Consider the following 26,626-nt stretch of genomic DNA (forward strand, 5'->3'; position numbering starts at 1 on the left):
CGTCTCGACATCGTGCCCGGCGGTGACTCCCCGACCCGCAAGTGGCTCCGATCCAGCTAGGGAGCCGTCGCGGTGACACGAAACGACCCGGGGCGGCTGGTGCTGCCCCGGGTCGTGCGATCGTCCGGTACCGTTCAACGCGAGGCCAGCTGCGTCCCCTTGACCGCGCCCTTCGCGTCGGCGGTCCTGAACGAAACGGGGACGCCGCCCGCCGTGCCGGTCACGCGATTGCCGCGCACCACGAGGCGGAAGGGTGCACCGGCAGGATAGCGGCGGCCGCTGATGACCTGACGGCCGTCGGACACCGTGGTGGTGTAGACATAGGTCTGCCCCTCATGCCGGAACGTCCGCTCGCCCTCGCGGGCCATGCCGATCGTCGAGGTCAGCGTGGCTGCAACGGTGGCCAGAATAGCAAAGGTCTTGCGCATGATCGTCTCCCGCAATTTGAAGCGTCGAGCCTGATCAGGTCCTTCCCAACTTTCGAACCCAGCAGTTATTGCAGCGCAGCATAGACCTCAACTGCAAAGACATCCGTATACGATTGCACCCGCCGCAATCGTCCACCGGCATAGTTCTGCGACAATTGGGGCGCACACGGCATCAGGGAACGAGGAGCAACGATGATGTCGGACGCTGCCATCGCATGGAACCGATTCGGGCTGGGTGCGCGGCCGGACCAACCCGCGCCCAACGATCCGCGACGCTGGCTCGTCGACCAGATCGCACGCTACCGGCCAGCGCCTGCGGCCGTGGCGTCTGCGCCCACGAGTGCGCTGGTCGCGGCCGATCTGGCCGCCTGGCAGGCGGAACAGCGAACGATCCGGCAGGAGATGGCATCGGGGCGATCCCCCGCAGCGGACACGGCAGAAGCGCCGATGCAGATGGCTGCGCAGGCCCCGGCGAACGATCCCGCCATGGCGGAGACACCGACGCGCAGGGATGCCACGATGGCAGCGCGGCAGGCCGCACGTCGCATCGCGCAGGGGCGCTACGTGGCGCTGATCGGCGCCCGCACCGATGCGGCGATCGTCAGCGACACGCCGTTTGCCGAGCGGCTGGTGCACTTCTGGGCGAACCATTTCGCGGTCAGCGCAGACAAGCTGGAACTGGTCGGCCTCGCCGGGACGCTGGAGATGGAGGCGATCCGGCCGCATGTGATGGGCCGCTTCGCCGACATGCTGTTCGCGGTCGAGCGGCATCCGGCGATGCTGTTGTATCTGGATCAGGCGGTGTCGGTGGGGCCGGACAGTCCACTCGGCTTGCGCATCGGCGCGCGCGGGCGGCGCAAGGTCGGGTTGAACGAAAATCTGGCGCGCGAGATCATGGAGTTGCACACCCTCGGCGTGCGCACCGGCTATTCGCAGGCGGATGTCACCGAATTCGCGCGGGCGATGACGGGCTGGACGGTCGGCGGGATCGGCGGCGGGCCAGGCGCGCGGCTGGCCGGCGCGGCGACGCCGGGCAGCTTCGTCTTCGCGGCGGCGGTCCATCAGCCCGGCGCACGGACGATCATGGGCAAGGGATATCCGCAGGCCGGCGAGGCACAGGCGCGCGCGGTGCTGGCCGATCTGGCGGTCCATCCGGCAACGGCGCGGCATATCGCGACCAAGCTGGCGCGGCACTTCGCCGGTGACACGCCACCGCCGGCGATGGTGGCGCGACTGGAGCGGGCGTTCCTGACATCGGGTGGCGACCTCCCGACGGTGTACCGCGCGCTGATCGCGTCACCCGAAGCGTGGACGCCGGCACCCGCCAAGTTCCGCACACCGTGGGACTGGTCGATCGCCGCCTATCGCGCGCTGGGCCTGACGGAGGTGAAGCCGCAGGCGGCATTCGGGCTGCTCAACCAGCTCGGCCAGCCGGTATGGAAGCCGGGCCAGCCGATCGGATATGACGATAGCGCGCCCGCCTGGGCCGGTCCCGACGCTATCATGCGCCGGGTCGAGGCGGCGGAGCGGTTCGCCGCGCGATCCGGCGCGAGCGTGGATGCGCGGGCGCTGGCGGAGCGATTGTTTCCGGCGGCGGTGTCGCCCGCGACGACGCAGGCACTGTCGCGCGCCGAAAGCCCCGGGCAGGCGCTCGCACTGTTGCTGGTATCGCCCGAAATGATGCGGAGGTAGGATCATGGATCGACGCTCTTTTATCGCGGCCGGGCTGCTCGGCACCTTCGCCCCCCGGATGGCGTTCGCGAAGGCGGCGACGGCCAAACGGTTCGTGTTTATCATCCAGCGCGGGGCGGCGGACGGCCTCGGCACGATCGGCGCGGTGGGCGATCCGGCCTTCGTCGGCGCTCGCGGCGTGCTGGCGGAAGACCTGACCGCGGGCACGAAACTGGATGCGATGTTCGCGCTGCATCCGGCGATGACCAATGCCGCCGGGCTGTACGGCAAGGGGCAGGCGCTGTTCGCGCATGCGATCGCCTCGCCGTACCGCGACCGGTCGCATTTCGACGGGCAGAACGTGCTGGAGACGGGCGGCACCGGCGCGTACCAGCTGAAGGACGGCTGGATGAACCGGCTGCTCGGCGTCGTGCCGACGGACGATGCCAGGGCGATCGCGATCGCCGCTACGGTGCCGATGGCATTGCGTGGGCGGCGTGAGGTGGCGAGCTACGCGCCCTCGTCGTTGCCCGATGCCTCCGACGACCTGCTGGCGCGGGTGACGCAATTGTATCAGGGCGACCAGCAATTGCATGCCCTGTGGAACGAGGCGCTGACGACGCGGCAGCTGACCAGCGATCTGGCGCAGGACAATGGCCGCAACGCCGCCGCGACGGGCGCGCTGGCGGCACGGCTGCTCGCCCCCGCCAACGGCGCGCGGATCGCCACGATCGAAACCGGCGGCTGGGATACGCACGCCGGCCAGCGGGGGCGGCTGGCCCAGCAGTTGAAGGGGCTGGATGCGATGCTCGGCGCATTGCAGGCGGGGCTGGGGCCGGTGTGGGACGATACGCTGGTGCTGGTCGCAACCGAATTCGGGCGGACGGTCGCGGTCAACGGCACCGGCGGCACCGATCACGGCACCGGCAGCGCGGCGATGCTGTTCGGCGGTGCGGTGAAGGGCGGGCGCGTGCTGGGCGACTGGCCTGGTCTCGCACCGGCGAACCTGTACGAGGGCCGCGACCTGAAGCCGACGACGCCGCTCGATGCGTTCATCGGCGGCGCGGTGGCAAGCCATTTCGGGGTGGAGCCGGCGCGGGCGATGGCGGCACTGTTCCCGGCCGGCGCGAGGACCGCGGCGATCGAGGGGCTGCTGCGCGCGTGATTTGAACCGGCCGGCGTTGTGCGGTAGAGCGCGGCGCTTTTGCCGAACGGACGCTCATGACGCTTTACACCCGCTTCGCCGCGCATGTCGCGACGGCCCTCGACACGTTGACTGCCGCCGGAACGCTCCCGGATGGGCTGGATCGCAAGAACGTCACGGTCGAACCGCCGCGCGACGTCACGCATGGCGATCTTGCGACCAATGCGGCGATGGTGCTCGCCAAGCCGGCCGGGATCAATCCGCGGGCGCTGGGGGAGGCACTGGCGACCGAACTGGGCAAGCTGGACGACGTGGCCGAAGCGAGCGTCGCCGGACCGGGCTTCATCAACCTGCGGCTGACCGATGCGGCGTGGCGGGACGAGCTGGCGCAGATTCAGGCGGGTGGGGACGATTACGGCCGCTCGACGCTCGGCAAGGGCGTGAGCGTCAATGTCGAATATGTCTCGGCGAACCCGACCGGGCCGATGCACATGGGCCATTGCCGCGGCGCCGTCGTCGGCGACGCACTCGCCAGCCTGCTGGAGTTTGCGGGACATACGGTGATCCGCGAATATTACGTCAACGACGCCGGGGGGCAGGTCGATGTGCTCGCGCGCTCGACCCACCTGCGCTACCGCGAGGCGCTGGGCGAGACGATCACGATCCCCGAGGGGCTGTATCCGGGCGATTATCTCGTCGGCATCGGCCAGGAACTCGCCGGTGAATTCGGCGATCGCTATGTCGATGCGCCCGAGGCGGAGTGGCTCGCGCTGTTCCGCACCCGCGCGGTCGCCGCGATGCTGGTGATGATCAAGGACGATCTCGCCCTTCTCGGCATTCACCACGATCTGTTCTCGTCCGAGGCGGAATTGCAGGCGGCGGGCAAGCCCGAGGCGGCAGAGGCGGAGCTGCGCGCACGCGGGCTGGTGTATGACGGCGTGCTTGAAGCGCCGAAGGGCGAAACGCCCGACGATTGGGAACCGGTCGAATTGCCGTTGTTCCGCTCGTCGCAGTTCGGGGACGATCAGGACCGGCCGATCAAGAAGTCCAACGGGCAATGGACCTATTTCGGCGCGGATCTCGCCTATCACTTCCAGAAAAGCCAGTCGGCGGATCAACTGATCGACATCTGGGGTGCAGATCATGCCGGGACGGTCAAGCGGATCGTCGCCGCGGTTGCGGCGCTGACCGGCGGCAAGACGCGGTTCGACGTCAAGCTGGTCCAGATGGTGCGGCTGCTACGCGGTGGCGAGCCGGTGAAGATGTCCAAGCGCGCCGGCAACTTCGTGACGCTGGCCGATGTGGTGCGCGAAGTGGGCAAGGATGTGGTGCGCTTCACCATGCTGACGCGCCGGTCGGACGCGCAGATGGACTTCGACTTCGCCAAGGTGGTCGAGGCGTCGAAGGACAATCCGGTGTTCTACGTCCAGTATGCGCATGCCCGCGTCGCATCGCTGCACCGTCGTGCCGCGGAGGCGGGGATCGTCGGCGGTTCGGCGGATCTGTCCCGGCTTGATACGGAGGAGCTGGCGCTGGTGAAGCTGGCGGCGCAGTTCCCGCGTATCGTCGAGACCGCGGCGATGGCACGTGAACCGCATAGAATTGCGTTCTATCTCTATGACTTGGCGGCGGCTTTCCATGCCTTGTGGAACGTCGGTAACGACCGTCCCGATCGTCGCTTCCTGGTGGTCGAGGATCATGATGCCACGCGTGCACGTCTGTTCTTGGCGACAGCGGTCGCACAGATTATTCGTAACGGGCTCAGCATCATGGGTGTTGTCGCGGTTTCGGAGATGAAGTGATGGCGGACGATATGGACCTGCGTGAGGAGGACCGCCTGCCGTGGCTCGAAACCGTCGAGCCGGACGAGGAGCGTGGAGCACCGATCGGCAAGGTTATCGCGATGGTCGTGCTCGGCCTCGCGGTGCTCGCGGCGATCATCTACGGCATCTACGCGCTTCAGACGCGCCAGTCCGCCGACGGTCAGTTGATCGCCGCGCAAGAGGGTGACTACAAGGTCAAGCCGGACGATCCCGGCGGGTTGAAGGTGAAGGGCGAGGGCGACGCCGCCATCGCCACCAGCGCGGGCAAGGCGGGCAACGGGTCGATCGATCTGAATGCGGTGCCGGAGAGGCCGATCGAGGGCCGCCGGGTCGCACCGAATGCCAGGCCTTCCGCGAGCGGTGGCAGCAATGCGGTGGCGCAGGTGCCGGCGTCCGGCGGGCGACTGGTGGCGACGCAGCCGGTGACGGTGCAGCGCGGCGCAGCCGCTGGCGCAGCGGGCAGCGGTTCGCTCGTCCAGCTTGGCGCCTATCCCAGCGAGGTGGCGGCCAAGGCGGCTTGGAACGGTTTCTCCAAGCGGTTCAGCTATCTGGCACCACTGGGTCAATCGGTACAGTCGGTCGCGACGGGCGGGCGGACCCTGTACCGCCTGCGGGTGAACGCGGGCAGCGCCAATCAGGCCGCCGACATCTGCGGACGTCTGCGCGTAGCGGGCGAAAGCTGCTTCGTCGCCAGCTAGCGTCTTCCCGAAACAGGGGTGTCCGGCATCGCGGGATGTTCAGGGGGGCTCTTCACATGGCGGTGACAGTGCGAAGGCCCCCACCGTCACCGCCACGTAGGCGCTGCCTCTCCCCACCCCCCCCCCCCCCCCCCCCCCCCCCCCCGCCCCCCCCCCCCCCCCCCCCCCCCCCCCCCCCCCCCCGCGTGCCGGGGAGGATTTGCCAAACCCTAGCGTCGCTTCCCTCGACTCGCTAACCACGCGGCATGAAGCCCGTCATCTTCGGCATCGCCGGCCTTGCGCTATCCTCCGACGAACGTGCGTTCTTCGCGGACGCGGAGCCCGCCGGCTATATCCTGTTCAAGCGCAACATCGCCGACCGCACGCAGGTGCGGGCGCTGACGGATTCGCTGCGCGAACTCGCCGGACGCGACGACCTGCCGATCCTGATCGATCAGGAGGGCGGCCGCGTCGCGCGGATGGGGCCACCGGAATGGCCGGCGTTCCCCGCGGGGCCGGCGTTCGATGCGCTCTATCGGACCGCACCGATGTCGGCGATCCAGGCAATGCGTGCCAATGGGCAGGCACTCGGGCTGATGCTGGCGGAGGTCGGCATCACCGTCGATTGCGCGCCGATCGTCGATGTCGCGCAGCCCGACACCACCGAGGCGATCACCTGTCGCGCCTACGGGGCAGAGCCGATGCAGGTCGCCGCGCTCGGGCGGGCGATGCTGGAAGGACTGGCGGCCGGCGGCGTCGTCGGAGTGGTCAAGCATATGCCGGGGCACGGACGTGCGCGGGTGGACAGCCATCATCTGCTCCCCACGGTCACCGCGGACGCGGCGGCGCTGGAGGTCGATCTGGAGCCGTTCCGCACGCTGTCGCATGCGGCGATGGGGATGACGTCGCACATCGTTTTCGAGGCCTGGGATCGCGAGCATCCGGCGACGCTGTCGTCGACGGTGATCGCCGATATCATCCGCGGTGCGATCGGCTTCGACGGGCTGCTGATGACCGACGATATCGATATGAAGGCACTGTCCGGCACCGCGGGCGAAAAGGCGGCGGGGGCGATCGCCGCGGGCTGCGACCTCGTGCTCGATTGCTGGGCGCGGATGGACGAGATGGTCGAGATCGCCGGACGACTCGGTGCGATCGGCGACGCGGCGCGGGCGCGGCTCGACCGGGCGATGGCGAGCGTCGGTGCCCCCACGGGCGACTTCGACGCGCTGATAGCGCGGCGCGACGCATTGCTCGCGCTCGCCTGAGGCGATGGCTGAGCCGGAACAACTCACGCTCGACCTGGAAGGGTGGGAAGGGCCGCTCGACCTGCTGCTGACGCTCGCGCGGTCGCAGAAGGTCGACCTGCGCAAGCTGTCGATCCTGGCCCTGGTCGAGCAATATCTGCGCTACATCCACCAGCGCCAGACGCTGAAGCTGGAGGTGGCGGCCGATTATCTCGTCATGGCGGCGTGGCTGGCATATCTGAAATCGGCGCTGCTGCTGCCGCGCGATCCGGCGGTCGAGCCGGATCCGGAAGAACTGGCGTTGCGGCTGCAATCGCGGCTGGAGCGGCTGAATGCGATGCGGGAAGCGGGGGCGCGGCTCATGGCGCGCGACCGGCTGGGGCGCGACGTGTTCATGCGACGCGCGCCGGAAGGGCTGCGGGTGGTGCGGCGGTCGCGGTGGCAGGCGGATATCTACGACCTGATCGCCGCGTATGGTCGGGTCAGCGCGCGGACGCGGCCGGTGATGCACGTCGTCGCCGATCGCGAGGTGATGACGCTGGAGGCGGCGCTCGCGCGGGTGTCGCGACTCGTGGGCACCCGGATCGACTGGTCGACGCTGGAAAGCTTCCTGCCGGATGGCTCGGGACGACTACGCAAATCGGCGCTCGCATCGTCATTTCTCGCCGCACTCGAACTCGCCAAACAAGGGCGCGTAGAACTACTCCAGCAAGCCCCCTTCACCCCCCTCTACATCCGGTCGATCGCATGAGGCCATCTGATGATGCCGTGCGTGCAGTAGAGGCGCTGCTGTTCGCCGCGGCCGAGCCGATGAGCGTTGACAGTATCCGCGCCCATGTCGGCGACATCGACGTACGCGCTACGCTGGCGCGCCTGAGGGCCGACTATTCGGGGCGTGGGGTCATGCTGGTCCGCCGGGGCGAACGGTGGCATTTCGAAACGGCCCCGGACCTTGCGCATCTACTGCGCCGCGACCGCGAGGACGTGCAGCGGTTGAGCCGGGCCGGAACCGAGACGCTGGCAATTATCGCCTATCACGAGCCGGTGACGCGCGCAGAGATCGAGTCGATCCGCGGAGTGCAGACGGGCAAGGGAACGCTCGACGTGCTGATGGAGGCGGGATGGGTGAGACCAGCGGGACGCCGGGAGGTGCCGGGGCGGCCGCTGATGTTCGCGACGACGCCGGATTTTCTCGCGCATTTCGGGCTGGAAAGTCGCCGCGATCTACCGGGTATCGACGATTTGAAGGCAGCTGGACTGCTCGACCCGGTCGATCTTGCTTTGGAGGTGGAAAACGACCGCGAGAGCGACTAGATGGAACGGCATTCTAGGAGATACGCCATGGGCAGCTTCAGCCCGATCCATCTGCTCGTTCTTGCCGTCGTCGCAATCCTGCTGCTGGGTGGTGGACGATTCTCAAGCCTGATGGGCGACGTCGCCAAGGGCGTGAAAAACTTCAAGAAGGGCATGGCCGAGCAGGACGACGACGCCGCGACGAAGCCTGCGCCGCGGATCGAAGCGCAGAAGGCTGCCGAGCCCGCTTTCGATCGCGATGGCGAGCGCGTTCGCGACGACCGTTAAACCAGCTTCGATACAGAGCTATAGCTTCCCATGTTCGGCGTAGACTCGTCCGAATTCCTGCTGATCGCTATCGTGGCGCTGGTAGTGATCGGGCCGAAAGACCTGCCCAAGGCGATGCGTGTCGTCGGCTATTGGGTCGGCAAGGCGCGTGGCGTGAGTCGCTCGTTCCGGCAGGGCTTCGATAACATGGTACGCGAGGCCGAACTGGAGGAGATGGAGAAGCGCTGGGCCGCGGAGAACGCGCGGATCATGGCGGAACATCCGGTTTCGTCCGATGCCGAATCGCTTGCGGCTGCCGAGCCGGGCGTGCCTGCGCCGGCCACGGGCGCGCAGCCGGCACAGCAATCATCCGGGATCGACGCACCGGCGATGGTAGAAAAAACGATGGTGGTTCCAGCCGCCGACCATCAACCCTCTGCTCGGCCTGATAGCACTCCCTCATGAGCGAGCCGGAAATCGAAAACGAGATTGACGCGAGCCGGGCGCCGTTGTTGGATCACCTGATCGAGTTGCGGCGGCGTTTGCTGTATTGCATGGCCGCGCTGGTGGTGGCCTTCGGCGTCAGCTATTTTTTTGCTGAGGATATCTTTGCCTTTCTCGTCCAGCCTCTGCTGTCGGCGGGGCAGAAGACGGTGATCTACACGCAGATATTTGAGGCGTTCTTCGTCAAGGTTAAGGTCGCATTCTTTGCGGCGATGATGATCTCGTTTCCGGTGATCGCCAACCAATTGTGGCAATTCGTCGCTCCTGGCCTGTATCGGAAGGAAAAGCGCGCATTGCTGCCGTTCATCCTCGCGACCCCGGTCCTGTTCATCGGCGGCGCGGCACTGGCCTATTATATGGCAATTCCGATGGCGCTGCATTTCCTGTTGAGCTTTCAGGGCAATGTTGGCGGCGTCAATCAGGAAGCGTTACCCGCGATCGGCAATTACCTGTCGTTCGTGATGCAATTCCTGTTCGCGTTCGGCCTCGCTTTCCTGTTGCCGGTGCTGCTGATGCTGCTGGAACGGGCAGGGATCGTTACTCGCAAGCAGCTGATTGCCGCGCGGCGCTACGCGATCGTGGGCGCGACTGCGATTGCGGCGGTGCTGACGCCGCCCGACCTTATGAGTCAGGTGCTACTCGCTGTGCCGCTGATTTTGCTCTACGAAGTTGCGATCATCGGTATCTGGTTCACAGAGCGGAAGCGGCATAAGGAGGCGGGGACTGACATCGTTGAAGCCTGAGGTCGGTCCGATGGGCACTAGTTTACTCGACAGCGCATGCTGATATCCGCGCGGGCTGCGCCTCGTCTAATGTTTGTCGCCGGTGTGCGACCAGCTTCCATATTTCGCTTAAATTAAAAGGCCCCCGCTCTTGCGAGCGAGGGCCTGCCAGCCTGATACAGCAGAATGCGCTTACTTGGCGTCGTCAGCGGTCTTGGCGACTGTGCTGCCCGCCGAGCTGACGTCCTTGCCGACGCCCTCGACCGTGTTGCAGGCGCTGACCATTAGCGCGCCGGCAATGACGACCATTCCAAGAACCTTACGCATAGAACCTCCTGAGGCATATAAACCGATGATGAAATGTTCGGGACGGACATTCGTTCCGGCTGCGCAACTCATTGATCGGAGTCCAACGCAATGGGCGGAGGCCGCAACGTTAAAGGCCCGAAAACATCACCGGGGGGAGGGTGAATGCTTTCGGGCCTATGTCGTGGATCGCGATAGCGGGGGGGGCATAAGGTCGCGATCCGTATTGCATAACACCGGCGTCCGACGGTGGTTCCCTGCCCAGTCCGGAATTTGTTGAGAGAGCCGGGGTGTCAGTCGCGGCCGATGACGGCGATCGCGATCTCGTATGCGCCAACCATCGGGTCGTGGTGGAGAGGAGCGCGAAGCTGTCGGGACAGTCCTTCCATCACTCGCCCATAGCGGGTCGATAACAGTGCCTGCAGCGTTTCGCTTTCGACGAAGGCGCGGGATACCACGCGCAGCTTGGCCTTGTTCGCATCGTCGCCGGGGTTGATGGCCACGCGTATTTGCGCAGCGGGATCACAATTCATCGCGAGTTCGATCGTTTCGGTGACAAGAAACGCAACGGCGACCGCCACGTCCTGGTTGACGAGGTAGGGGTCGATATCGAGCGAGATCGACAGGCTGGTTGCTCCTTCGGGCGCTGTCGAGCGAATGTTGGAGGCGAGTTCGCCGATCACCGATCGCAGATTGAGACCGCGGTTATCCTCCATTTCGGCGAAATGGTTGCGATGCACGACCGCAAGCGCATCGACGCGGCGCTGGATCGAGGCGTAGGCGGCGGTCGCATCGGGACTGGGCGCCCCGCGGGCGTGAAAGTTGATCAGGCTGGAGATAACCTGAAGGTTGTTCTTCACGCGGTGATGCACCTCACGCGTCAGCTTCGTCTGGCGCACCACGGCATCGGCGAGCCCTGCCTCATGTAACGCGACGGTGCGGCTGATCGCGCGGAAGGTATCGCCGAGCTCACGAATCTCCTGCGCCGGTAGCGGGCCGAGCTTACCAGGATCGATCTCCTCGCCCGGCGTATAGGAAGCGACGCTGGCGCGCAGCCGACGCAGTGGACGGATCAGCAGCCGGTCAACGATGAACCACGACAGGCCCGCCGCGGCGGCCCACATGAGCAGCGGGAGCATCAAAGCGACGAGGAATGAGGAGGTTATAGGGGCACTGCGGATACTGGTCCGCAGCGTCAGGCCGCCGAGGCCGAGGTCATTCGTGACTGTCTCGACCCGATCGAGTGGGCCGAGATCGGGAATAGACGCCAGATCCAGCGTCTCGTCGTCATGGATCAGGGCGCTGGCGAGAGGCATGGCCCTGCTGGCGGGGGCCGCAAGCCGGGCTAGAAAATTCCGCGGGAAGAACACGCGTGCGCTGGGACCGCGGCGCGGGCCAGCAATCGCGAGGATCAATCCGCGATCGGGTATCACCGCTGCCCCTACCGCGGTACTGGTATCGAGGGTGACGTCGTTATCCAGCGCCTCGCCACACAAAAGCCGGCCATTGCGGTCAACGATCGAGAAGCGCGTTCCTGTCGTTGCCTGTTGCGCGAAGACGCCCTGAGCGCGGGCGCAGCTAGGGGCGTCGGCGGCATCGACCTGCAACGCGTTCACGGCGACGCGCAAGGCAGTCATGTCGCCGACCAACTCGATAGCGATACTTCGCGCACTTTCATTGGCAGCGATGCGCAACCTGGCCCGCGCTTCCGCATCGGCGGTTCGGCCGGTCTGAAGCGTCGCACCGATCGCGATGAGTGCGAGCAAGAGAAGCGCGATGCTCAATGTGATAAATAGCTTGGCGCCCGTGGGCAGGCGTGAAAACGCCGACACCGGAGCCATCGCCGCGCGTCGGGTGGATGAGGCAGCGTCTAACGTGGAGGCCATGCCCCCTGCTAGGCGAGCTTATTCAACAGGTCGAGCATTTCATCCGGAACGCTTTCATCGATTGTCCTCTGATAGGCAGAACGCAGGGCCGCGCCCATGTCGCGATCCTTGCTCTGAACCCTTGCAGGAGACTTCTTGGAAGACGTTTTCTTATCCTTGTCGCCGGGCAATTCCAACATGTCCCCCTGGTGGCCCGGCGCGTACCGGGCAATCGACGCAACGCAAACGGGGCCGCTTTTTTCGAAGCGGTTTGCCCATTCAATTGCCGATGAAACCAAAGTCGCGTTCGTTGGTTCCATCGACGCGCGAAAATTCCGCAGGTCCGAAGGGGGCGGCTGGGTTCTTCGACAAACACCGTTGCAAAGCCGTGGACGCAGGCACAGATCAGGCGTCCGTTCAGTATTTCAGGGAGTGAACACCACCCATGTCGCTTGGACAGCAACTCGCACCGCATCTTCCTTTCCTGCGGCGCTATGGCCGAGCCCTGACCGGCAGCCAACATCAGGGCGACAAATATGTCCGCGCGACGCTGGAGGCGATTGTCGCCGCCCCCGACCAGTTCCCGCGCGACGTTGATCCGCGGCTGGGCTTATACCGTATGTTCCAGGGGATTTGGTCGTCGGCGAATGTCGACGGCGAAGAGCAGACCTCGCAGAGCGATGCGGAAGGAACGGAGGCGGTTGCACGTGCTCGGCTCGCGCGAATGACGCCATTGTCGCGTCAGGCGCTGCTACTGACCGCCATGGAGGGCTTCACCCCGGAAGACGCAGCGTATCTGATTGAGGTCGATACCAGCGAGGTTGAAACGCTGGTTGCCGAAGCCTTGGCCGAGATCGAGAAGCAGACACGGGCGCGGGTTTTGATCATCGAGGACGAGCCGATCATTGCGATGGATATCGAGACGATCGTTCGCGACTTGGGTCATGAGGTTACCGGCGTCGCAGTGACCCGCGACGAAGCGGTCGCGCTGGCGATGGAGGATCGGCCAGGCCTGGTGCTCGCCGACATCCAGCTGGCGGACGACAGTTCGGGCATCGACGCGGTGAAGGACATCCTTGCCGAATTCGAAGTTCCGGTAATCTTCATCACTGCGTTCCCCGAGCGCCTGCTGACCGGCGAGCGGCCCGAGCCGACGTTCCTGATCACCAAGCCGTTCCAGCGGTCGACGGTGAAGGCGGCGATAAGCCAAGCGCTGTTTTTCGATCAGGCCACGATCCCCGCCGCGCTGGCCTAATCCAGAAAAAAAGTTACGGACCCAAAACGGACTTCGGGGGTTTGACGATCATGGCTGATCCGAACGAAACAGTGCATGTGACCACCACCGAAGCCCGTGCGGGTGCGACGCCGGGCGTGACCCGATATGTACTTGGTATATCGTTGGTGCTGGTCATCGCGATCTTTGCGTTCCTGATCCTGCGCTGAACTGGCCCGGTCCGGACACTTCACTGGAATTTGCCGAAGAGGATCATTACCTTGTCGTCTGAGGCGGCAACAATGTCCCCGGCTTCGAACGGATTTGCATGACCCAGCCTGCTTCGCGTGATGATGACTATGAAGACGACGACGCGCCGATTGAGCCCGTCGAACATGTCGCCCTGTCCGATCCCGAGTTCAAGAAGCAGCTCGCGCAGGTCATTCCCCATCTTCGGGCCTTTGGTCGATCCCTGTCTGGCAGTCGTGATCTTGCCGACGATCTGGTGCAAGAAACGTTGTTGAAGGCATGGGCGGCGCGTCAGCGCTTCCAGGCTGGGACCAACATGCGTGCCTGGACGTTCATCATCCTGCGCAACCTGTACTTGTCGCAGATGCGACGCGCCCGCTTCAAGGGTGAGTGGGACGATCTGGTCGCGGATCGAATCCTTGCGGCACCGGCCAGCCAAGACCGTCACGTCGAACTCGGCGACATGCAGCGTGCGTTGTTGCACCTGCCGCAGCCGCAGCGTGAGGCGCTGATCCTCGTCGGTGCAGGCGGCTTCGCCTATGAAGAGGCGGCGGAAATCTGTCAGGTCGCGGTGGGCACGATCAAGAGTCGGGTGGCGCGGGGGCGGGTGGCGCTGGAGACTATTCTTACCGAGGGGTCCTTGCCCTCTCGTCGCGAGCATGAGACGGACGTGAACAAAACCGCTCTCGACACGATTATGGGCGAAGTGGACGAACTCAGCCGCGGTCATTGACGCCGCGGCGGCCGGTTCAGTGCACGACGCGATCGAGCCGGTGCAGCAATACCGTGAAGTCGTCAGGCAGCGTCGTTTCGCGGAAGATGCCGCGCAACGTGTGGCCGATCGCGTCCGCAGGACTAGGTCCGCGCACGATATAGTCGCCGCGTTCCGCCTTTCCCGATACGTGATGCTGGTCCATCGTCATACCATGCTCAACGACCGTCTTCCGGAAATGTTGCGCATATGCGTCGGACGGAGGTGCGGATGTTACCGGACATGAACGATGCCCTGTCGCGGGCACGACAGCATGCGCCGTTTCTGGCGCTGTTGATCGATCGCGAGCCGGAACTGGCCGCACGGCTGGCCGACGGCGTGATCGACCTGGAGTGGAGCACCGCCCGTCCCGACATGCCGATCGGCCGGCAGTTGCGCCTCGATCGCCGGGCACTGGCGCTGAGCGTGGCGATCGGCGACCTGTCCGGCACGTTCGATCTGACGGCGGTGACGCATGCGCTGACCGACTTCGCCGATCGCTCGCTCGATCGTGCCATCCGCGCGGCGATCGAGGAACGCACGCCGGGCGCGGAACCCTGCGGCTTTGCCGCCATCGCGCTGGGCAAGCAGGGCAGCCGCGAACTCAATTATTCTTCGGACATCGACCCGATCCTGATCTTCGATCCGGCGACACTGCCCCGCCGGGCACGTGAGGAGCCCGAAGAGGCGGCGGTGCGCATCGCGAAGCGGGTCGTCGAATTGTTGCAGGCGCGGGATGGCGATGGATACGTGCTGCGGGTCGACCTGCGACTACGGCCGTCCCCCGAGGTGACGCCGATCGCACTGCCGGTGGGTGGCGCCATCGGCTATTACGAAAGTCAGGCGCTGACGTGGGAACGGGCGGCGTTCATCCGCGCCCGCGTTGCGGCGGGCGACATGGCGCTGGGCGCGTATTTCCTCGATGCGATCCGCCCGTTCGTCTGGCGACGTGGCCTCGATTTCGGTGCGATCGGCGAAATCCGCGATCTGTCGCGGCGCATCCGCGATCATTATGCCAGCGGGCAGGCGTTCGGACCGGGGTTCGACCTGAAGCGAGGCCGGGGCGGTATTCGCGAGGCCGAGTTCTTCGCGCAGATACACCAGCTGATCCATGGCGGGCGCGATCCGGCACTGCGCCTGCCCGCGACCCGGGACGCGCTCGCGGCACTCGCGGTCGCCGGATGGATAGACGACGAGCAGGCCGGCGCGTTGACGGAATCCTACACGGTGTTGCGGACGATCGAGCATCGCGTGCAGATGATCGACGATCGCCAGACGCATGTCCTGCCGTCGGGTGCCGCGCTGGATCACGTGGCGAAGCTGCATGGGCTGGACGCCGGCGGCGAGCTGATCGCGCTGCTTCGCCGGCCGGTCGAGACGGCGGGGCGGATCTACGATGCCTTGGACGATGGCCGATCCGCGGCCTTTCCGCACGAAGCGCAGGCCCTGGCATCGCGGCTGGCGGATATCGGTTTCGACGACGGCGAGGCGGCGGCGGGCCGGATCGCAGTGTGGCGCGCGGGTCGTTATCCGGCGTTGCGCAGCGCAGCGGCGCGCGATGCGCTGGAAGCGGTGCTGCCGGTGCTGATGCCGGCGCTGGTCGCGGCGCCCGATCCGGCGGCGGCGCTGTTGCGGCTCGACATGCTGCTGGAGCGCCTGTCGAGCGCGATCAATATCTTGCGGCTGCTGGAAGCCCGGCCCGGTCTGGCCGCGCTGCTGGCGACGATCCTGAGCCATGCGCCCCCGCTGGCCGATGCGCTGGCGACACGGCCGGAACTGATCGACTGGCTGATCGATGCCAGCGCGTTCGAACCGCTCGACAGCGTGGACCGGCTGGCGGCGGAGATGCGGACCGGCGAGGCGCGCGATTATCAGGCGCTGCTGGATCATGTCCGCCGCGTCATCGGCGAAAAACGGTTCGCGCTGGGGTCGCAGGTCGTCGCGGCGGTCGCGGACCCGCTCGACGCGGCGTCCGGCTACGCCCGGCTCGCGGAAGCCGCGATCGAGGTCCTGGCGCAGGCGACGGTTGCGGCCTTCGAGCAGGTGCATGGCAGTGTGCCGGACAGCGAACTGATCATCCTCGCGTACGGACGACTGGGCGGAGGGGCGCTGACGCATGCCAGCGACCTCGACCTCGTCTATCTGTTCACGGGGGATTTCAGCCGGGAATCCGATGGCGGGAAACCGCTGGGCGCGACGCTGTACTACAATCGGTTGGCGCAGCGGGTCAGTGCGGCACTGTCGGTGCCGACCGCGGCCGGGCCGCTCTATGCCGTCGACACGCGGCTGCGGCCGTCGGGCACGCAGGGACCGCTGGTCGTATCGCTCGAGTCCTTCGCCCGGTATCAGCGCGAGGAGGCCTGGACGTGGGAGCATATGGCGTTGACCCGCGCCCGTCCCGTCTTCGGTTCTCCTGCCGCGCGGGTGGCAGCGTCGGCGGTGATCGCCGAAGTGCTGCAGGGCGCGCGACCATCGCGCGATCTGGTTGCGGAAGCCGCGGACATGCGGGCGGAGATGGCCCGGCACAAACCACCGCAGGGTCCGCTGGATGCCAAACTGTTGCCGGGCGGCCTCGTCGACCTGGAATTCACCGTCCATCTCGCGCAATTGCAGCACCGGGCCGGTTTCGATCCACATCTGGGCAAGGCGATCGACGCGCTGGTACGGCGGGATCTGCTGCCGGCGAATCTGGTGGATGCGAACGCGCTGCTGACGCGTCTGCTCGTCACATTACGGCTGGTGGCGCCGGATGCCGCCGAGCCGCCGCCGGCGACGCGCGCGTTGATCGCAAGGGCCTTGCAGCGTGACGATTGGGACGCGGTGCTTGCCGGCTTCGCCGCGACACGCCACGACGTAGAAACCGCCTGGCACCGGATGACGGGAGAGACGCATGGATGACGGTATGACGATGCCCGCGGTAACGGCGACGATGCCCGACGGTATGCCGGTCCGCCTGACCGACCTGCCGATGCCGGCGGTCGTCTATTTCTATCCCAAGGACGATACGCCGGGCTGCACGCGCGAGGCGCAGGATTTCTCCAGCCTGTCCGATGCGTTCGCCGCGGCCGGTGCGAGCGTGACGGGGATCAGCAAGGATCCGCCGGCGAAACACGCCAGGTTCGTCGCGAAGCATGGCCTGACCGTCGGTCTGGCGAGCGATGAGGATGGCAGCGTCTGCGACGCCTTCGGCGTGTGGGGAGAAAAGCAAATGTACGGCAAGACGTACATGGGGATCGAGCGCGCGACCTTCCTGTTCGGGGCGGACGGCCGGCTGGTGCGATCGTGGCGCAAGGTCAAGGTGCCCGGCCACGCCGCCGCAGTACTGGACGCGGTCCGCGCGCTGTAGCGGACCGGTTCCGGTCGATCGGGCTCAGCTGCCGAGCACGATCGTTCCCTTGGCTTGCCGTTCGCCATCACCGGTCAGGTCGAGGCGGAACGGCTTGTCTTCATTAGTCGTGCCGGTGAGACCCTGACCGGACGGCGTGATGGTGAAGCCCGCTTTGCCGAGCCGCTGCTGGAACCAGCCGCGGACGTCTTCCGGCGTGGCCGGGCTGGTGAAGCGGATGCGGACGCCGCCGCCTTTGCCGTCGCCGGTGATATCCATATTGTCTATCGTCGAGCCGGGATACAGCCGCACGCCGTTGAGATCGAAATCGGAGGCGTCCAGCTGGAGCTTGGGCAGCTTGATCTGCCCCGAGAAGCCCGGGACGTTCAGCTTGACCTCACCCGCGCGCGCATCGACCGCACCCAGCACGTTGCCGCCATCGGCGTTGATCGACACCGACGTACCCTGTCCGGAGCGATCGCAGGCGGCGAGCGGCAGCGCCAGCGTGGCGGCGAGCATAAGCGTGCGGTTCATCGGTCATCCCGTTCGTGTGTTGTTGTTCCAATACACGTAGGCCGGTGTGGCGCAGGGTTCAAGCGGGGTTCCGCCGGACGGCTTCGGCGCGTATCAGGACAGCATCGTGACCCGAATAACTGCATCCACCGCGCCGGTGACATCCGGCGTTCCGCCCGTCGCTGCCGATCCGACGCCCGCCATGGGCGGCGCGCCGATCGGCTTCACCGAATTCGTCGCGCTGGTCGCGGCGCTGATGTCGCTCGCGGCACTGGGCATCGATTCGATGCTGCCGGCGCTGCCCGCGATGGGCCGTGCGCTGGGCGTGGCGACCGAGAACCAGCGGCAGTTCATCATCACCGCCTTCGTCCTGGGATTCGGCATCGCGCAGCTGGCGCACGGACCGCTCGCGGACCGCTTCGGCCGGCGGACCGTGCTGCTGTTCGCGATCGGCGGCTATGCGATCGCCAACGTGGCCTGTGCGATCTCCGCCAGCTTCACGCTGCTGCTTGCCGCCCGCGTGTTCGGCGGGGCGATGGTCGCCGCCACCCGCGTCGCGACGGTGGCGATGGTGCGCGACTGCTATCACGGGCGGCCGATGGCGCGCGTCATGTCGATCGCGTTCATGGTGTTCATGATCGTCCCCGTGCTCGCCCCCGCATTCGGCCAGACGGTGCTGCTGTTCGCCAACTGGCGCGGCATCTTCTGGGTGATCGCCGGGATCAGCATCGGCATCTGGACGTGGTTCTATGTGCGGATGCCGGAGACGCTGGCGGTCGAGGCGCAGCAGCCGCTGTCGATCGCGCGTATCGCGGCGGGGTGGAAGCAGACGCTGGGGGATCGCTGGTCGCTGGGCTATACGCTGGCGTCGACGTCGCTGATGGGCGCGCTGTACGGCTATCTGAATTCGGTGCAGCAGATCATGTTCGACACGTTCGAACGGCCGACGCTGCTGGCGGTCATGTTCGCGCTGACGGCGATGCTGATGGCGGCGGCGAACCTGACCAATGCGCGGCTGGTGATGCGGCTCGGGACGCGGCTGATCAGCCACAGCGCGGTCACCGCGCTGGTGGTGCTGAGCGCGATCCACCTGGCCATCGCGCTTGCCGGATACGAAACGCTGGTGGGGTTCGTCGTGCTGCAGGCGCTGACGATGGGGTGCTTCGGCCTCGCGACGTCGAACTTCTCGTCGATGGCGATGGAGAATATGGGCGGAATCGCCGGCACCGCATCGAGCGTGCAGGGCTTTACCAGCGTGACGTTCGGCGCGGTGATCGGCGTCGTCATCGGTCAGGCGTTCGATGGCAGCACCGCGCCGCTGGCTGCGGGGTTCCTGATCTGCGGCGTTGTGGCGCTGACGGTAGTGGCGCTGACCGAGCGCGGTCGCCTGTTCCGTTCGGCCTGACGCGTCGCGGGGGAACCGCCGTCGCGGTCCCGCCGTTCGCACCCCACACATATGGAGGTTGTAATGGGCGGACATCAGGTCATGGGCCACGGATCGGGCGACGACGGCTACGACGAGGAAGGGTATGACGAGAGCCAGCGCGCCGAGATCCTCGAGGCGACGCGCAACGGCCCGAGCGACGGAACGGTGCTGACCGACCTCGACCCCGATCTGGGCGACGACGACGCCGAAGAGGAATCGATCGACGACATCGATATGGATTCCGAGGAGGTCGGCGAGACCGATGCCAGCGTCACCATGGACGAAGAGGACATGGACGAGGACGATGCGCAGGACGATTTCGACGCCGGCACGGCCGACGACGAGGACATGAAGGATAGCGACGACACGGCGTTGCGTCCGTAGGCCGGTCTCACGGGGCCTGGCGTCGGCCCCGTGGTTCGCGGGGAACGAAGCGGTGGGGGCGGCGTTCGTGCCGCCTTCCTGTGTATCGGACCAGTGACATGCGTATCGCTCTATTCCCGGTCGTGGCGTCGTTGGCGCTGATCCCGTTGCTGGCCATCGGGGGCTGTTCCGGTGGCGGCGGTGGTGGGAATACCGTCGACGTGGCGGCGGCGGCTTCCAAGGCCGAGTCCGACATCGCCAATTATGCGGCGATGCCGGACGCCGGCGCTCCCGCCGCGGCACCGTCGCCGGCCGCTTCGACGACGCCGGTTGCCGGTGTGGACGATGTGTCGCCCGCCGGGGTCGTCCGCCGCTACACCAATGCCCTGGCTGCGAGGCGCTATGACGAGGCCTGGGCGCTGTGGGACGATGGCGGCGCCGCGTCCGGTATGACGCGGGAGGCCTTTGCCGCGAGTTTCGAGCGATATGCGACGTATCGCGCCACCGTGGGAACGCCCTTCGACGCGGATGCGGGGGCGGGGCAGCGGTACATCACCGTGCCTGTCGTCGTTACCGGTTCCCTGAAGTCCGGCGGTCCGTTCCGGCTGGAAGGGCCGGTGGTCTTGCATAAGGCCGCCGATGGGATCGAGAGCGACGATCCGCATGCGCATGACTGGCGTATTCGCAGTAGCGAGATGAAACCACGTCCCGTCAAGTCTGCAACAACGATCGACTAACCTACGTAAATCAGCCACTTCGTTCATCCCAGTGACAGGAAGTGTGGCGTGGAAGCCACATCTTTTCCGGTTCCACGCAAATGCCGCGATGCGCTGCAACAAAGCCGTAATTGCGGGGTTTGGACGGACCTGGGTTGATCGACGCTGCGGCGTCGCGGCCCGAGTTGAGGCAATACAAGGTAATCACACATGCGTAAGCTCGCCCTCGCGGCCGCCGTTGCGGCAGCGTCCTTTGCCGTCCCCGCGTTCGCGCAGGACATGTCGGCCACCAGCACGACCGACACCACGGTCGCCACCGATGCGCAGGTCGACACCGCGCCGCGTGCCCCCGATGGCACCCGCGCGTTCGGCATCGAGCCGTATGTCGCCGTGATGGGCGGCTGGGAGCAGTTCGATCGCGAGGCAGTCGCCGGTATCCCCGCGCAGCCGCGCGGCTACAAGCTGGACGGCGCGCTGGTCGAGGGCATCGTCGGCGTGAACGTGCCGCTGGGGCCGGTGTTCGTCGGTGCCGAGGGTTCGGTCGCCAAGGGCGTGTCGGGCGATATCGACTGGCAGTATGGCGCATACGGTCGCTTCGGCTTCCGCGCCGGTGACAGCGGCCTGTTCTACGGCAAGGTCGGTTATCGCTGGAACAACTTCGACAAGTTCGCTCCGGGCGTCGCCGGCGACCTGAACCGCGATTACCATGCGACGGTCTATGGCGTCGGTGCCGAGATCGGTCCGAAGGACATCGGTCTGGGCGGCATCACCGGCAATTCGGGCCTGCGCCTGCGCATGGAGGTCTCGACCTTCGACGACGCGAACAGCTTCCGTCCGATGGCGGGTGTGGTCGCGCACTTCTAAGCGTTTCCCGTCAGGGCAACAGGCGAGGGCGGGTCTGCTTCGGCAGGCCCGCCCTTTTCCATGCAAGCGCCTGTCGCAGCACCTATATTCCCCGTCATGGTCGGACGGGTGAAGCGCAGGGCGGGGCTGATCGAGGCGGCGGAGCGGGCGGCGCGCGAGGTCGCGATGCCGCCGTGTCCGATATGCGAGCGGCCATTGGGGTGCAAAGTCGAGTGGCATCATCTGGTGCCGAAGGCGGAGGGCGGACGGATCACCGCTGCGGTCCACCCGATCTGTCACCGGACCGTCCATGCGCTGATCCCCAATGCGGAGCTGGCGCGCACCTATGCCGACCCGGCGGTGCTGCGGGCGCATCCCGGTATCGCGCGGTTCGCGGCCTGGATCGCGGACAAGCCCGCCGATTTTTCCGCACCGGTGCGTCGACGGCGGTGAGGACGATGCGGGTCGGTAATCGATCCTTCAGCTTTTTATGTCCATGCCCGACTCATGGAGTATGTGTTTGATTTTGCACGCGCGATCAGCGGCGGCGCGTCGAGTCGCGGGCGGCGGCGGCAGGGTGCCGGGCGGTGGGCGCAGCTGCGGATCGCCCTGCTGGGGGTGATGCTGGGGCTGGCGATGCCGTCGTTGCGCGGGACCGACTGGCACGCCCTGCTGCCTGCCGGGATGACCGTGGAGCTGCCGCATCCGGGCCGGGTGACGTGGCCGGCGGGCGCCATCGACCTGCCGCCGTTGCCGGATGGACTGTCCATGCCGACGCCGACGCGTGCGACCACGGCGGGCGAGGCCGTCACTGCACAATTCGGTCGCTGTCGCCGCGGGCATGATGGCGATTGCGTGGTGGACGGCGACACCTTCAAATTCGCCGGCGAGACGATCCGCATTGCCGATATCGACACGCCGGAGACGCACCCGCCGCGGTGCGCGCGGGAGGCGCGGCTGGGCGAGCGGGCGACGGTGCGGATGCAGGAATTGCTCAACGCCGGACCGGTGACGATCGCGCCGTACAAGCGCCCGCACGACCGTTATGGCCGGCGGCTGGCGGTGGTGATGCGCGACGGCGTGTCGCTGGGCGAGCGGCTGGTCGGGGAAGGACTGGCGCGGCGGTACGACGGCGGCCATCGGCGCGGATGGTGCGGCTGGGCCTGAGACGCGGCGGTGTGACGTCGGGGACGTCGAGCGTTTCGCGTGCGGCGACCCGTCTGGACGTCGGCCCGATCGTCCGTGTCGCGCCGTCGGCGGGATCGGGATGATGTGCGCCCTTCCGGTCCGGGCATAGGTCCGGGCTACAGGACAGGGGTCGGGGAAGTCCGGTGGTTTGCCATAGCGTTTTCCGTCGAGCGATCCTGTCGGCCGATGACACAGGCGAGCGCGGTTAGATCGGTGATGTCGGCGGCGCCGCCGCTGGCGTCGGGATCGTGGTGGCGGCGGGGCTTGCCGGACTGCCGTCGTGTGAGGGTGTGCCGGCGCTGTCACAGGCCAGCCACCGGACCGCCGACGCGGAGCAATGCGGTCCAGCGGCTGCGGGAGGGGCGCGGCGAGGGAGCATGGCGGCGGCAGGATAGGCGGACCACATTGCCGCCGGATCCGGGGACGGGATGACGCGCGCTTGACGGCGGGACGGGATCGTGATGTCATACCATCACATAGCCAAGGAGAGTTCCGATGCTACGCCAGCGTGCCTTCTCCCCCTCCCGCAGTTTCGCCGGATCGCCGGCGTTCGAGGAGCCGCTATCGGAGCTGAACATCACGCCGCTGATCGACGTGATGCTGGTGTTGCTGGTGATGATGATCCTGACGCTGCCGACGGTGCTGCACAAGGTGGCGGTCGACCTGCCGCAGGGCTACGCGCCGCCGAGCGAGACGGTGACGCACCCGCTGGTGCTGGCGCGCGGCGGGGAGGTGACGCTGGACGGCGTGGCGCTGGCGGATGCGGCGATGCCGGCGCGGTTCAAGGCGTTGCGCGCGGACCCTGCCGCGCTGCTGGTGATGCGCACCGATCCGGAGGCGCGCTATGATCGCTTCGATCAGGTACTGGCCGAGGTGAAGCGCGCGGGGATCACGCGGCTGGGGTTTGCGGGGAATGAGGGGATGGTGGAGTGAGAGTAAAACAGACTAGAATTGATCTAGCCAGTCTGGCTCTGACACTTTGAATTGGATGGCGCGGTTTGGGTTTTGCTCAGCCCATATCGCAAGGCCCATTAAAATACCCAAAATCATCGCGGCACTTCTGGTCTTCAGCCCCACTGTATATTGGAGAAGGCTGTTATATAGATCATCTTTCACCGTAAGAACGTACTGCTCCCTCTTTTTTGTTGCTGCATAAAACAACGGATCAAATACTTTATCTTCCATTATCTTTGATGCCCAGTAATCCATCAAAGACTCATTATTTAACGCGTGGGATGTGTATGAAAGCAGCCCTCTAATTGCCCAGCCTGGTGATGAGTAGTTTGACGCTCGTTGAAAGATCGTTACCAATTTTATAAGGTCGTGAGGTAGTAAAGTATGCCTCTTTCTCCGAGTCTTTTTCCAATCAAGGCGCGGATCCCATTCCTCGTTAAATTTAGTGTGGCTATCGATCAGCGAGCCGCGCAGGTTTGCACCGTGAAAATTAATATCTCGAAGATCTTGTCCTCTCAAATCCGCTTTTGATAGGTCGGATCCAACATAAAAATTTTCGGGATCATATCCAGCTATCTCAGCTAACTGACGGAGATCGACCGTCCTACTATTGAGAATAGTAACAATTATATTCGACCAATGAGATGTCATTGAGTAAGAGGCTCAACTTGAGCTTCGCCAAGGCAAATGTCTCCAAAAGGATCTTCGTAGTTTTTAGTAGAAAGTCCCAGGGATTGGATCTTAGATCTGATGTATGACTCGGCGGCTGCTACCCGAGTGAGATATCCATTATCCTTGATAAGCCTAGTTAAAAGGCTTTCGTCTTTAAGAGAAAGATCTTCAATTAGTATATCTTCTTTTTTACACCTTACCTCAATCCTACAAGTGCCTTCTATTGCAGACTGTGATTTTCTTGTATCGCGAACCCGGCCTCGCGGTTCGTTGACGGCGTCCCAAACCTTCCCTTCGAGTTTGTCACCGCTTGATGGCCTTAACTGCCAACTATAATCTCCTTCGGAGGTTCGACCTTGGGTCGATAGTATCAAACGGAGCGTCGATTCCACAGTCTGCTTCGCGCTCTCCGACTGGTTCCGGTTTCCAGAAATTGACGCACCGGCATTCACTCCTTTGCCGGAAAGTGAAATTCTACCGGCTACACTCGATGAACCAGAAGATGTTGAATCAATCCGATCGATAACCTTAGTGCTAGAAAATGGATTATCTCTAGCAACGCTGTCTTGGATCATTCGCAACGGTTCGCCGGATGGGATCACTAAAACGATTTCCGCGCGACGTAAACGCACGCGAAAGCGAACTTTCGATTCCGCTTCTTGGCCCATCCGTGCGTCACGAAACACTACGTCAGCATGGATAGAAGCGGCTCCACCGAACTGACCGAAGGGAGTATGCCACGCTTCAACAGATAGTAGTTCATCAAGAACACGCTTACTATTTTTCATAGCACACTCCCCAAAATTACTCCGCCGCCACGCCAGCACGCGAGAACATATCGCCGCTGTCCAGCAGTCCCAGGTCCTGCTCGGTCGGGCGGATGATCTTCGCCTTCTGGCGCTTGTCGAACGAATCCCAGACGTCGTTCCACTGGCCCTTGGTCGCGGCCTTCGAATATTCGGTGGCGCGCTGTTCGAAGAAGTTGGCGTGCTCGACGCCGTTGAGCATCGGGGCCAACCAAGGCAGCGGGTGTTCATCGATCATGTAGATCGGCTTGAGGCCCAACTGGCCCATCCGCCAGTCGGCGATGTAGCGGATGTACTTCTTGATCTCCTTGGGCGTCATGCCGTTGACCGGACCCATTTCGAACGCGAGGTCGATGAAATTGTCCTCGAGCCGGATCGTGGTCTGGCAGACGTCGGCGATGTCGTCCTTCACCGCCTTGGTCAGGCACTGGCGCTCCTGACAGAAGGTGTGGAACATCTTGATGATGCCCTCGCAATGGAGGGACTCGTCGCGGATCGACCAGGTGACGATCTGGCCCATGCCCTTCATCTTGTTGAAGCGCGGGAAGTTCATCAGCATCGCGAAGCTGGCGAACAGCTGCACGCCTTCGGTGAAGCCGCCGAACATGGCGAGCGTGCGGGCGATGTCCTCGTCATTGTCGACGCCGAAGCTGCCCATGTAGTCATGCTTCTCCTTCATCTCGGCATATTCGAGGAAGGCGCCATATTCGCTCTCGGGCATGCCGATGGTGTCGAGCAGATGGCTGTAGGCGGCGATGTGCACCGTCTCCATGTTGCTGAACGCGGTCAGCATCATCTTGATCTCGGTCGGCTTGAACACGCGGCCGTATTTCTCGTGGTAGCAATCCTGCACCTCGACGTCCGCCTGGGTGAAGAAGCGGAAGATCTGGGTGAGGAGGTTGCGTTCGTGGTCGCTGAGCTTCTGCGCCCAGTCGCGGCAATCCTCGCCCAGCGGCACCTCTTCGGGGAGCCAGTGGAGCTGTTGCTGACGCTTCCAGAATTCGAACGCCCAGGGGTATTCGAACGGCTTGTACTGCTTGGAGGCTTGGAGGAGGGACATGGGGTTACTCCGGTGGATTTCAGGAAACGGGGGAAGGGGTGACGCTCCACTGCCACATGGCGTGGGCGGAGAAGGCGAGGACGATGGCGAGGCTGACGGCCATGATGCCGACCATGCGGTAGACGTAGACGCGGGCCGGGGCTTGCGGCTTGCGGAGGGCGAGCAGCAGGCCGGTGCCGACGAGGCCGAAGACCGCGGCGACGATGAACATGATGAGGCTTTGCAGGGGCATCAGTGGATCGCTCCTGTCGGGGATGCATCCAAATGCGGGGCGGCTCGTTTCACCCCCGAACCCATCACAGGAGACGCATCATGCACGACCACAGCAACATCAAGGAACATATGGCCGTCATCGGCGCGGACGGCGTGCATGTCGGCACGGTCGATCACGTCGACGGCGAGCGCATCAAGCTGACCAAGAACGATTCGCCGAGCACCGAGGACGGGCAGGGCGGCAAGCATCATTACCTGCCGGCCGGTCTGGTCGCGGCGATCGAGGGCGACACGGTGCGGCTGAGCGCCACCGCGCAGAACGCCGTGGACATGTTCGAAGAGGCGGAGTGATCCGCTGATCCCTCTCCCCTTGTGGGAGAGGGTGGT

Annotated in this window: 34 protein-coding genes and 1 pseudogene; 23 read left to right on the plus strand and 12 right to left on the minus strand. The window is 65.1% G+C overall.

Going from position 1 to position 26,626, the window contains the following annotated elements; genetic code table 11:
• Positions 1-134: 134 nt before the first annotated feature.
• Entirely contained in the window at positions 135-428 is a 294-nt protein-coding gene (locus tag LRA87_RS15145; protein ID WP_230632688.1) for a hypothetical protein, read from the minus strand.
• 195 nt (positions 429-623) lie between these two features.
• On the opposite strand from LRA87_RS15145, the gene LRA87_RS15150 reads away from it, so the two are divergent.
• The 10 genes from LRA87_RS15150 (at position 624) to tatC (ending at position 9,797) form a co-directional block, all read left to right on the plus strand.
• Entirely contained in the window at positions 624-2,120 is a 1,497-nt protein-coding gene (locus LRA87_RS15150; protein WP_230781634.1) for a DUF1800 domain-containing protein, read from the plus strand.
• A gap of 4 nt (positions 2,121-2,124) precedes the next feature.
• Complete coding sequence (locus tag LRA87_RS15155) at positions 2,125-3,264, plus strand: DUF1501 domain-containing protein (protein WP_230632690.1); 1,140 nt, start codon at positions 2,125-2,127, stop codon at positions 3,262-3,264.
• Between the two features lie 56 nt (positions 3,265-3,320).
• Positions 3,321-5,045, plus strand: coding sequence for an arginine--tRNA ligase (argS, locus tag LRA87_RS15160; RefSeq protein WP_230632692.1), 1,725 nt, complete (start codon positions 3,321-3,323; stop codon positions 5,043-5,045).
• The gene (locus LRA87_RS15165) at positions 5,045-5,764 is read left to right on the plus strand and encodes an SPOR domain-containing protein (RefSeq protein ID WP_230632693.1); all 720 of its coding nucleotides are present in this window, start codon (positions 5,045-5,047) and stop codon (positions 5,762-5,764) included. The genes argS and LRA87_RS15165 overlap by 1 nt, the downstream gene beginning before the upstream one ends.
• Positions 5,765-6,009: 245 nt before the next feature.
• Positions 6,010-7,011 (plus strand): glycoside hydrolase family 3 N-terminal domain-containing protein, encoded by a 1,002-nt coding sequence (locus tag LRA87_RS15170; protein WP_230632695.1) that lies wholly within the window; start codon positions 6,010-6,012, stop codon positions 7,009-7,011.
• Between the two features lie 4 nt (positions 7,012-7,015).
• Positions 7,016-7,741, plus strand: a complete 726-nt coding sequence (locus tag LRA87_RS15175) for a segregation and condensation protein A (RefSeq protein ID WP_230632697.1) — start codon at positions 7,016-7,018, stop codon at positions 7,739-7,741.
• Positions 7,738-8,304 (plus strand): SMC-Scp complex subunit ScpB, encoded by a 567-nt coding sequence (gene scpB / locus LRA87_RS15180; RefSeq protein WP_230632699.1) that lies wholly within the window; start codon positions 7,738-7,740, stop codon positions 8,302-8,304. The genes LRA87_RS15175 and scpB overlap by 4 nt, the downstream gene beginning before the upstream one ends.
• A gap of 27 nt (positions 8,305-8,331) precedes the next feature.
• The gene (locus LRA87_RS15185; RefSeq protein WP_230632701.1) at positions 8,332-8,571 is read left to right on the plus strand and encodes a twin-arginine translocase TatA/TatE family subunit; all 240 of its coding nucleotides are present in this window, start codon (positions 8,332-8,334) and stop codon (positions 8,569-8,571) included.
• A 30-nt stretch (positions 8,572-8,601) separates the two neighbouring features.
• Positions 8,602-9,015 (plus strand): Sec-independent protein translocase protein TatB, encoded by a 414-nt coding sequence (gene tatB, locus LRA87_RS15190; protein WP_230632703.1) that lies wholly within the window; start codon positions 8,602-8,604, stop codon positions 9,013-9,015.
• Positions 9,012-9,797, plus strand: coding sequence for a twin-arginine translocase subunit TatC (gene tatC / locus LRA87_RS15195; RefSeq protein WP_230632705.1), 786 nt, complete (start codon positions 9,012-9,014; stop codon positions 9,795-9,797). The genes tatB and tatC overlap by 4 nt, the downstream gene beginning before the upstream one ends.
• 171 nt (positions 9,798-9,968) lie before the next feature.
• On the opposite strand, the gene LRA87_RS15200 is transcribed toward tatC, so the two are convergent.
• The 3 genes from LRA87_RS15200 to LRA87_RS15210 form a co-directional block, all read right to left on the minus strand.
• Complete coding sequence (locus LRA87_RS15200) at positions 9,969-10,103, minus strand: entericidin A/B family lipoprotein (RefSeq protein ID WP_230632707.1); 135 nt, start codon at positions 10,101-10,103, stop codon at positions 9,969-9,971.
• A 272-nt stretch (positions 10,104-10,375) separates the two neighbouring features.
• A complete protein-coding gene (locus LRA87_RS15205; protein WP_230632709.1) occupies positions 10,376-11,923 on the minus strand; it encodes a sensor histidine kinase in 1,548 nt (515 codons plus the stop codon).
• A gap of 53 nt (positions 11,924-11,976) precedes the next feature.
• Positions 11,977-12,267 carry a NepR family anti-sigma factor gene (locus tag LRA87_RS15210; protein WP_230632710.1) on the minus strand — a complete coding sequence of 97 codons (291 nt, stop codon included), beginning with the start codon at positions 12,265-12,267 and terminating at the stop codon, positions 11,977-11,979.
• 125 nt (positions 12,268-12,392) lie between these two features.
• On the opposite strand from LRA87_RS15210, the gene LRA87_RS15215 reads away from it, so the two are divergent.
• Positions 12,393-13,202 (plus strand): response regulator, encoded by an 810-nt coding sequence (locus tag LRA87_RS15215; protein ID WP_230632712.1) that lies wholly within the window; start codon positions 12,393-12,395, stop codon positions 13,200-13,202.
• Positions 13,203-13,252: 50 nt separating this feature from the next.
• Positions 13,253-13,390, plus strand: coding sequence for a hypothetical protein (locus LRA87_RS15220; RefSeq protein WP_230632714.1), 138 nt, complete (start codon positions 13,253-13,255; stop codon positions 13,388-13,390).
• A 20-nt stretch (positions 13,391-13,410) separates the two neighbouring features.
• On the opposite strand, the gene LRA87_RS15225 is transcribed toward LRA87_RS15220, so the two are convergent.
• On the minus strand, positions 13,411-13,671 hold the full coding sequence (locus LRA87_RS15225) for a hypothetical protein (protein ID WP_230781650.1): 261 nt from the start codon (positions 13,669-13,671) through the stop codon (positions 13,411-13,413).
• Between LRA87_RS15225 and LRA87_RS15230 the strand changes: the two genes are divergently transcribed.
• On the plus strand, positions 13,564-14,142 hold the full coding sequence (locus tag LRA87_RS15230) for a sigma-70 family RNA polymerase sigma factor (RefSeq protein WP_230781635.1): 579 nt from the start codon (positions 13,564-13,566) through the stop codon (positions 14,140-14,142). The two genes, LRA87_RS15225 and LRA87_RS15230, sit on opposite strands and share 108 nt — an antisense overlap.
• A gap of 16 nt (positions 14,143-14,158) precedes the next feature.
• Here the strand turns inward: LRA87_RS15230 and LRA87_RS15235 are convergent, their stop codons facing one another.
• Positions 14,159-14,332 carry a hypothetical protein gene (locus LRA87_RS15235; protein WP_230632716.1) on the minus strand — a complete coding sequence of 58 codons (174 nt, stop codon included), beginning with the start codon at positions 14,330-14,332 and terminating at the stop codon, positions 14,159-14,161.
• 71 nt (positions 14,333-14,403) lie between these two features.
• Between LRA87_RS15235 and LRA87_RS15240 the strand changes: the two genes are divergently transcribed.
• Together LRA87_RS15240 and LRA87_RS15245 are read left to right on the plus strand one after the other, a co-directional pair.
• Positions 14,404-17,058, plus strand: a complete 2,655-nt coding sequence (locus LRA87_RS15240; RefSeq protein WP_230632718.1) for a bifunctional [glutamine synthetase] adenylyltransferase/[glutamine synthetase]-adenylyl-L-tyrosine phosphorylase — start codon at positions 14,404-14,406, stop codon at positions 17,056-17,058.
• Positions 17,051-17,506 carry a peroxiredoxin gene (locus tag LRA87_RS15245; protein WP_230632720.1) on the plus strand — a complete coding sequence of 152 codons (456 nt, stop codon included), beginning with the start codon at positions 17,051-17,053 and terminating at the stop codon, positions 17,504-17,506. The genes LRA87_RS15240 and LRA87_RS15245 overlap by 8 nt, the downstream gene beginning before the upstream one ends.
• A gap of 24 nt (positions 17,507-17,530) precedes the next feature.
• On the opposite strand, the gene LRA87_RS15250 is transcribed toward LRA87_RS15245, so the two are convergent.
• Positions 17,531-18,019 (minus strand): hypothetical protein, encoded by a 489-nt coding sequence (locus LRA87_RS15250; protein WP_230632722.1) that lies wholly within the window; start codon positions 18,017-18,019, stop codon positions 17,531-17,533.
• Positions 18,020-18,125: 106 nt separating this feature from the next.
• On the opposite strand from LRA87_RS15250, the gene LRA87_RS15255 reads away from it, so the two are divergent.
• The 7 genes from LRA87_RS15255 (at position 18,126) to LRA87_RS15285 (ending at position 23,467) form a co-directional block, all read left to right on the plus strand.
• The gene (locus tag LRA87_RS15255; RefSeq protein ID WP_230632724.1) at positions 18,126-19,403 is read left to right on the plus strand and encodes a multidrug effflux MFS transporter; all 1,278 of its coding nucleotides are present in this window, start codon (positions 18,126-18,128) and stop codon (positions 19,401-19,403) included.
• A 63-nt stretch (positions 19,404-19,466) separates the two neighbouring features.
• A complete protein-coding gene (locus LRA87_RS15260; RefSeq protein ID WP_230632726.1) occupies positions 19,467-19,808 on the plus strand; it encodes a DNA primase in 342 nt (113 codons plus the stop codon).
• 98 nt (positions 19,809-19,906) lie between these two features.
• Positions 19,907-20,524, plus strand: a complete 618-nt coding sequence (locus LRA87_RS15265; protein ID WP_230632728.1) for a hypothetical protein — start codon at positions 19,907-19,909, stop codon at positions 20,522-20,524.
• 189 nt (positions 20,525-20,713) lie between these two features.
• On the plus strand, positions 20,714-21,367 hold the full coding sequence (locus LRA87_RS15270) for an opacity protein (protein WP_230632730.1): 654 nt from the start codon (positions 20,714-20,716) through the stop codon (positions 21,365-21,367).
• Between the two features lie 96 nt (positions 21,368-21,463).
• Positions 21,464-21,799: an HNH endonuclease gene (locus tag LRA87_RS15275; protein WP_443024894.1), complete on the plus strand. Its 336-nt coding sequence runs from the start codon at positions 21,464-21,466 to the stop codon at positions 21,797-21,799.
• 54 nt (positions 21,800-21,853) lie between these two features.
• Complete coding sequence (locus tag LRA87_RS15280) at positions 21,854-22,513, plus strand: thermonuclease family protein (protein WP_230632732.1); 660 nt, start codon at positions 21,854-21,856, stop codon at positions 22,511-22,513.
• 516 nt (positions 22,514-23,029) lie between these two features.
• On the plus strand, positions 23,030-23,467 hold the full coding sequence (locus tag LRA87_RS15285; RefSeq protein ID WP_230632734.1) for an ExbD/TolR family protein: 438 nt from the start codon (positions 23,030-23,032) through the stop codon (positions 23,465-23,467).
• 12 nt (positions 23,468-23,479) lie between these two features.
• Here the strand turns inward: LRA87_RS15285 and LRA87_RS15290 are convergent, their stop codons facing one another.
• The 5 genes and pseudogenes from LRA87_RS15290 to LRA87_RS15305 all read right to left on the minus strand — a co-directional run bounded on the left by LRA87_RS15290 (position 23,480) and on the right by LRA87_RS15305 (position 26,258).
• A complete protein-coding gene (locus LRA87_RS15290; protein ID WP_230632736.1) occupies positions 23,480-23,743 on the minus strand; it encodes a hypothetical protein in 264 nt (87 codons plus the stop codon).
• Between the two features lie 219 nt (positions 23,744-23,962).
• Positions 23,963-24,139, minus strand: a pseudogene (locus tag LRA87_RS18510) (pentapeptide repeat-containing protein); the annotation flags it as partial.
• On the minus strand, positions 24,136-24,948 hold the full coding sequence (locus tag LRA87_RS15295) for a hypothetical protein (protein ID WP_230632738.1): 813 nt from the start codon (positions 24,946-24,948) through the stop codon (positions 24,136-24,138). The pseudogene LRA87_RS18510 and the gene LRA87_RS15295, both read right to left, overlap by 4 nt.
• Before the next feature lie 16 nt (positions 24,949-24,964).
• Positions 24,965-26,026, minus strand: a complete 1,062-nt coding sequence (locus tag LRA87_RS15300) for a ribonucleotide-diphosphate reductase subunit beta (RefSeq protein WP_230632740.1) — start codon at positions 26,024-26,026, stop codon at positions 24,965-24,967.
• Between the two features lie 19 nt (positions 26,027-26,045).
• Positions 26,046-26,258 (minus strand): hypothetical protein, encoded by a 213-nt coding sequence (locus LRA87_RS15305; RefSeq protein ID WP_230632742.1) that lies wholly within the window; start codon positions 26,256-26,258, stop codon positions 26,046-26,048.
• Between the two features lie 80 nt (positions 26,259-26,338).
• Here LRA87_RS15305 and LRA87_RS15310 point away from each other — a divergent pair, with 80 nt between their 5' ends.
• The gene (locus tag LRA87_RS15310; protein ID WP_230632744.1) at positions 26,339-26,590 is read left to right on the plus strand and encodes a DUF2171 domain-containing protein; all 252 of its coding nucleotides are present in this window, start codon (positions 26,339-26,341) and stop codon (positions 26,588-26,590) included.
• Positions 26,591-26,626: the final 36 nt, after the last annotated feature.

Source organism: Sphingomonas sp. Leaf37 (genome assembly GCF_920939475.1).
GTDB lineage: Bacteria > Pseudomonadota > Alphaproteobacteria > Sphingomonadales > Sphingomonadaceae > Sphingomonas.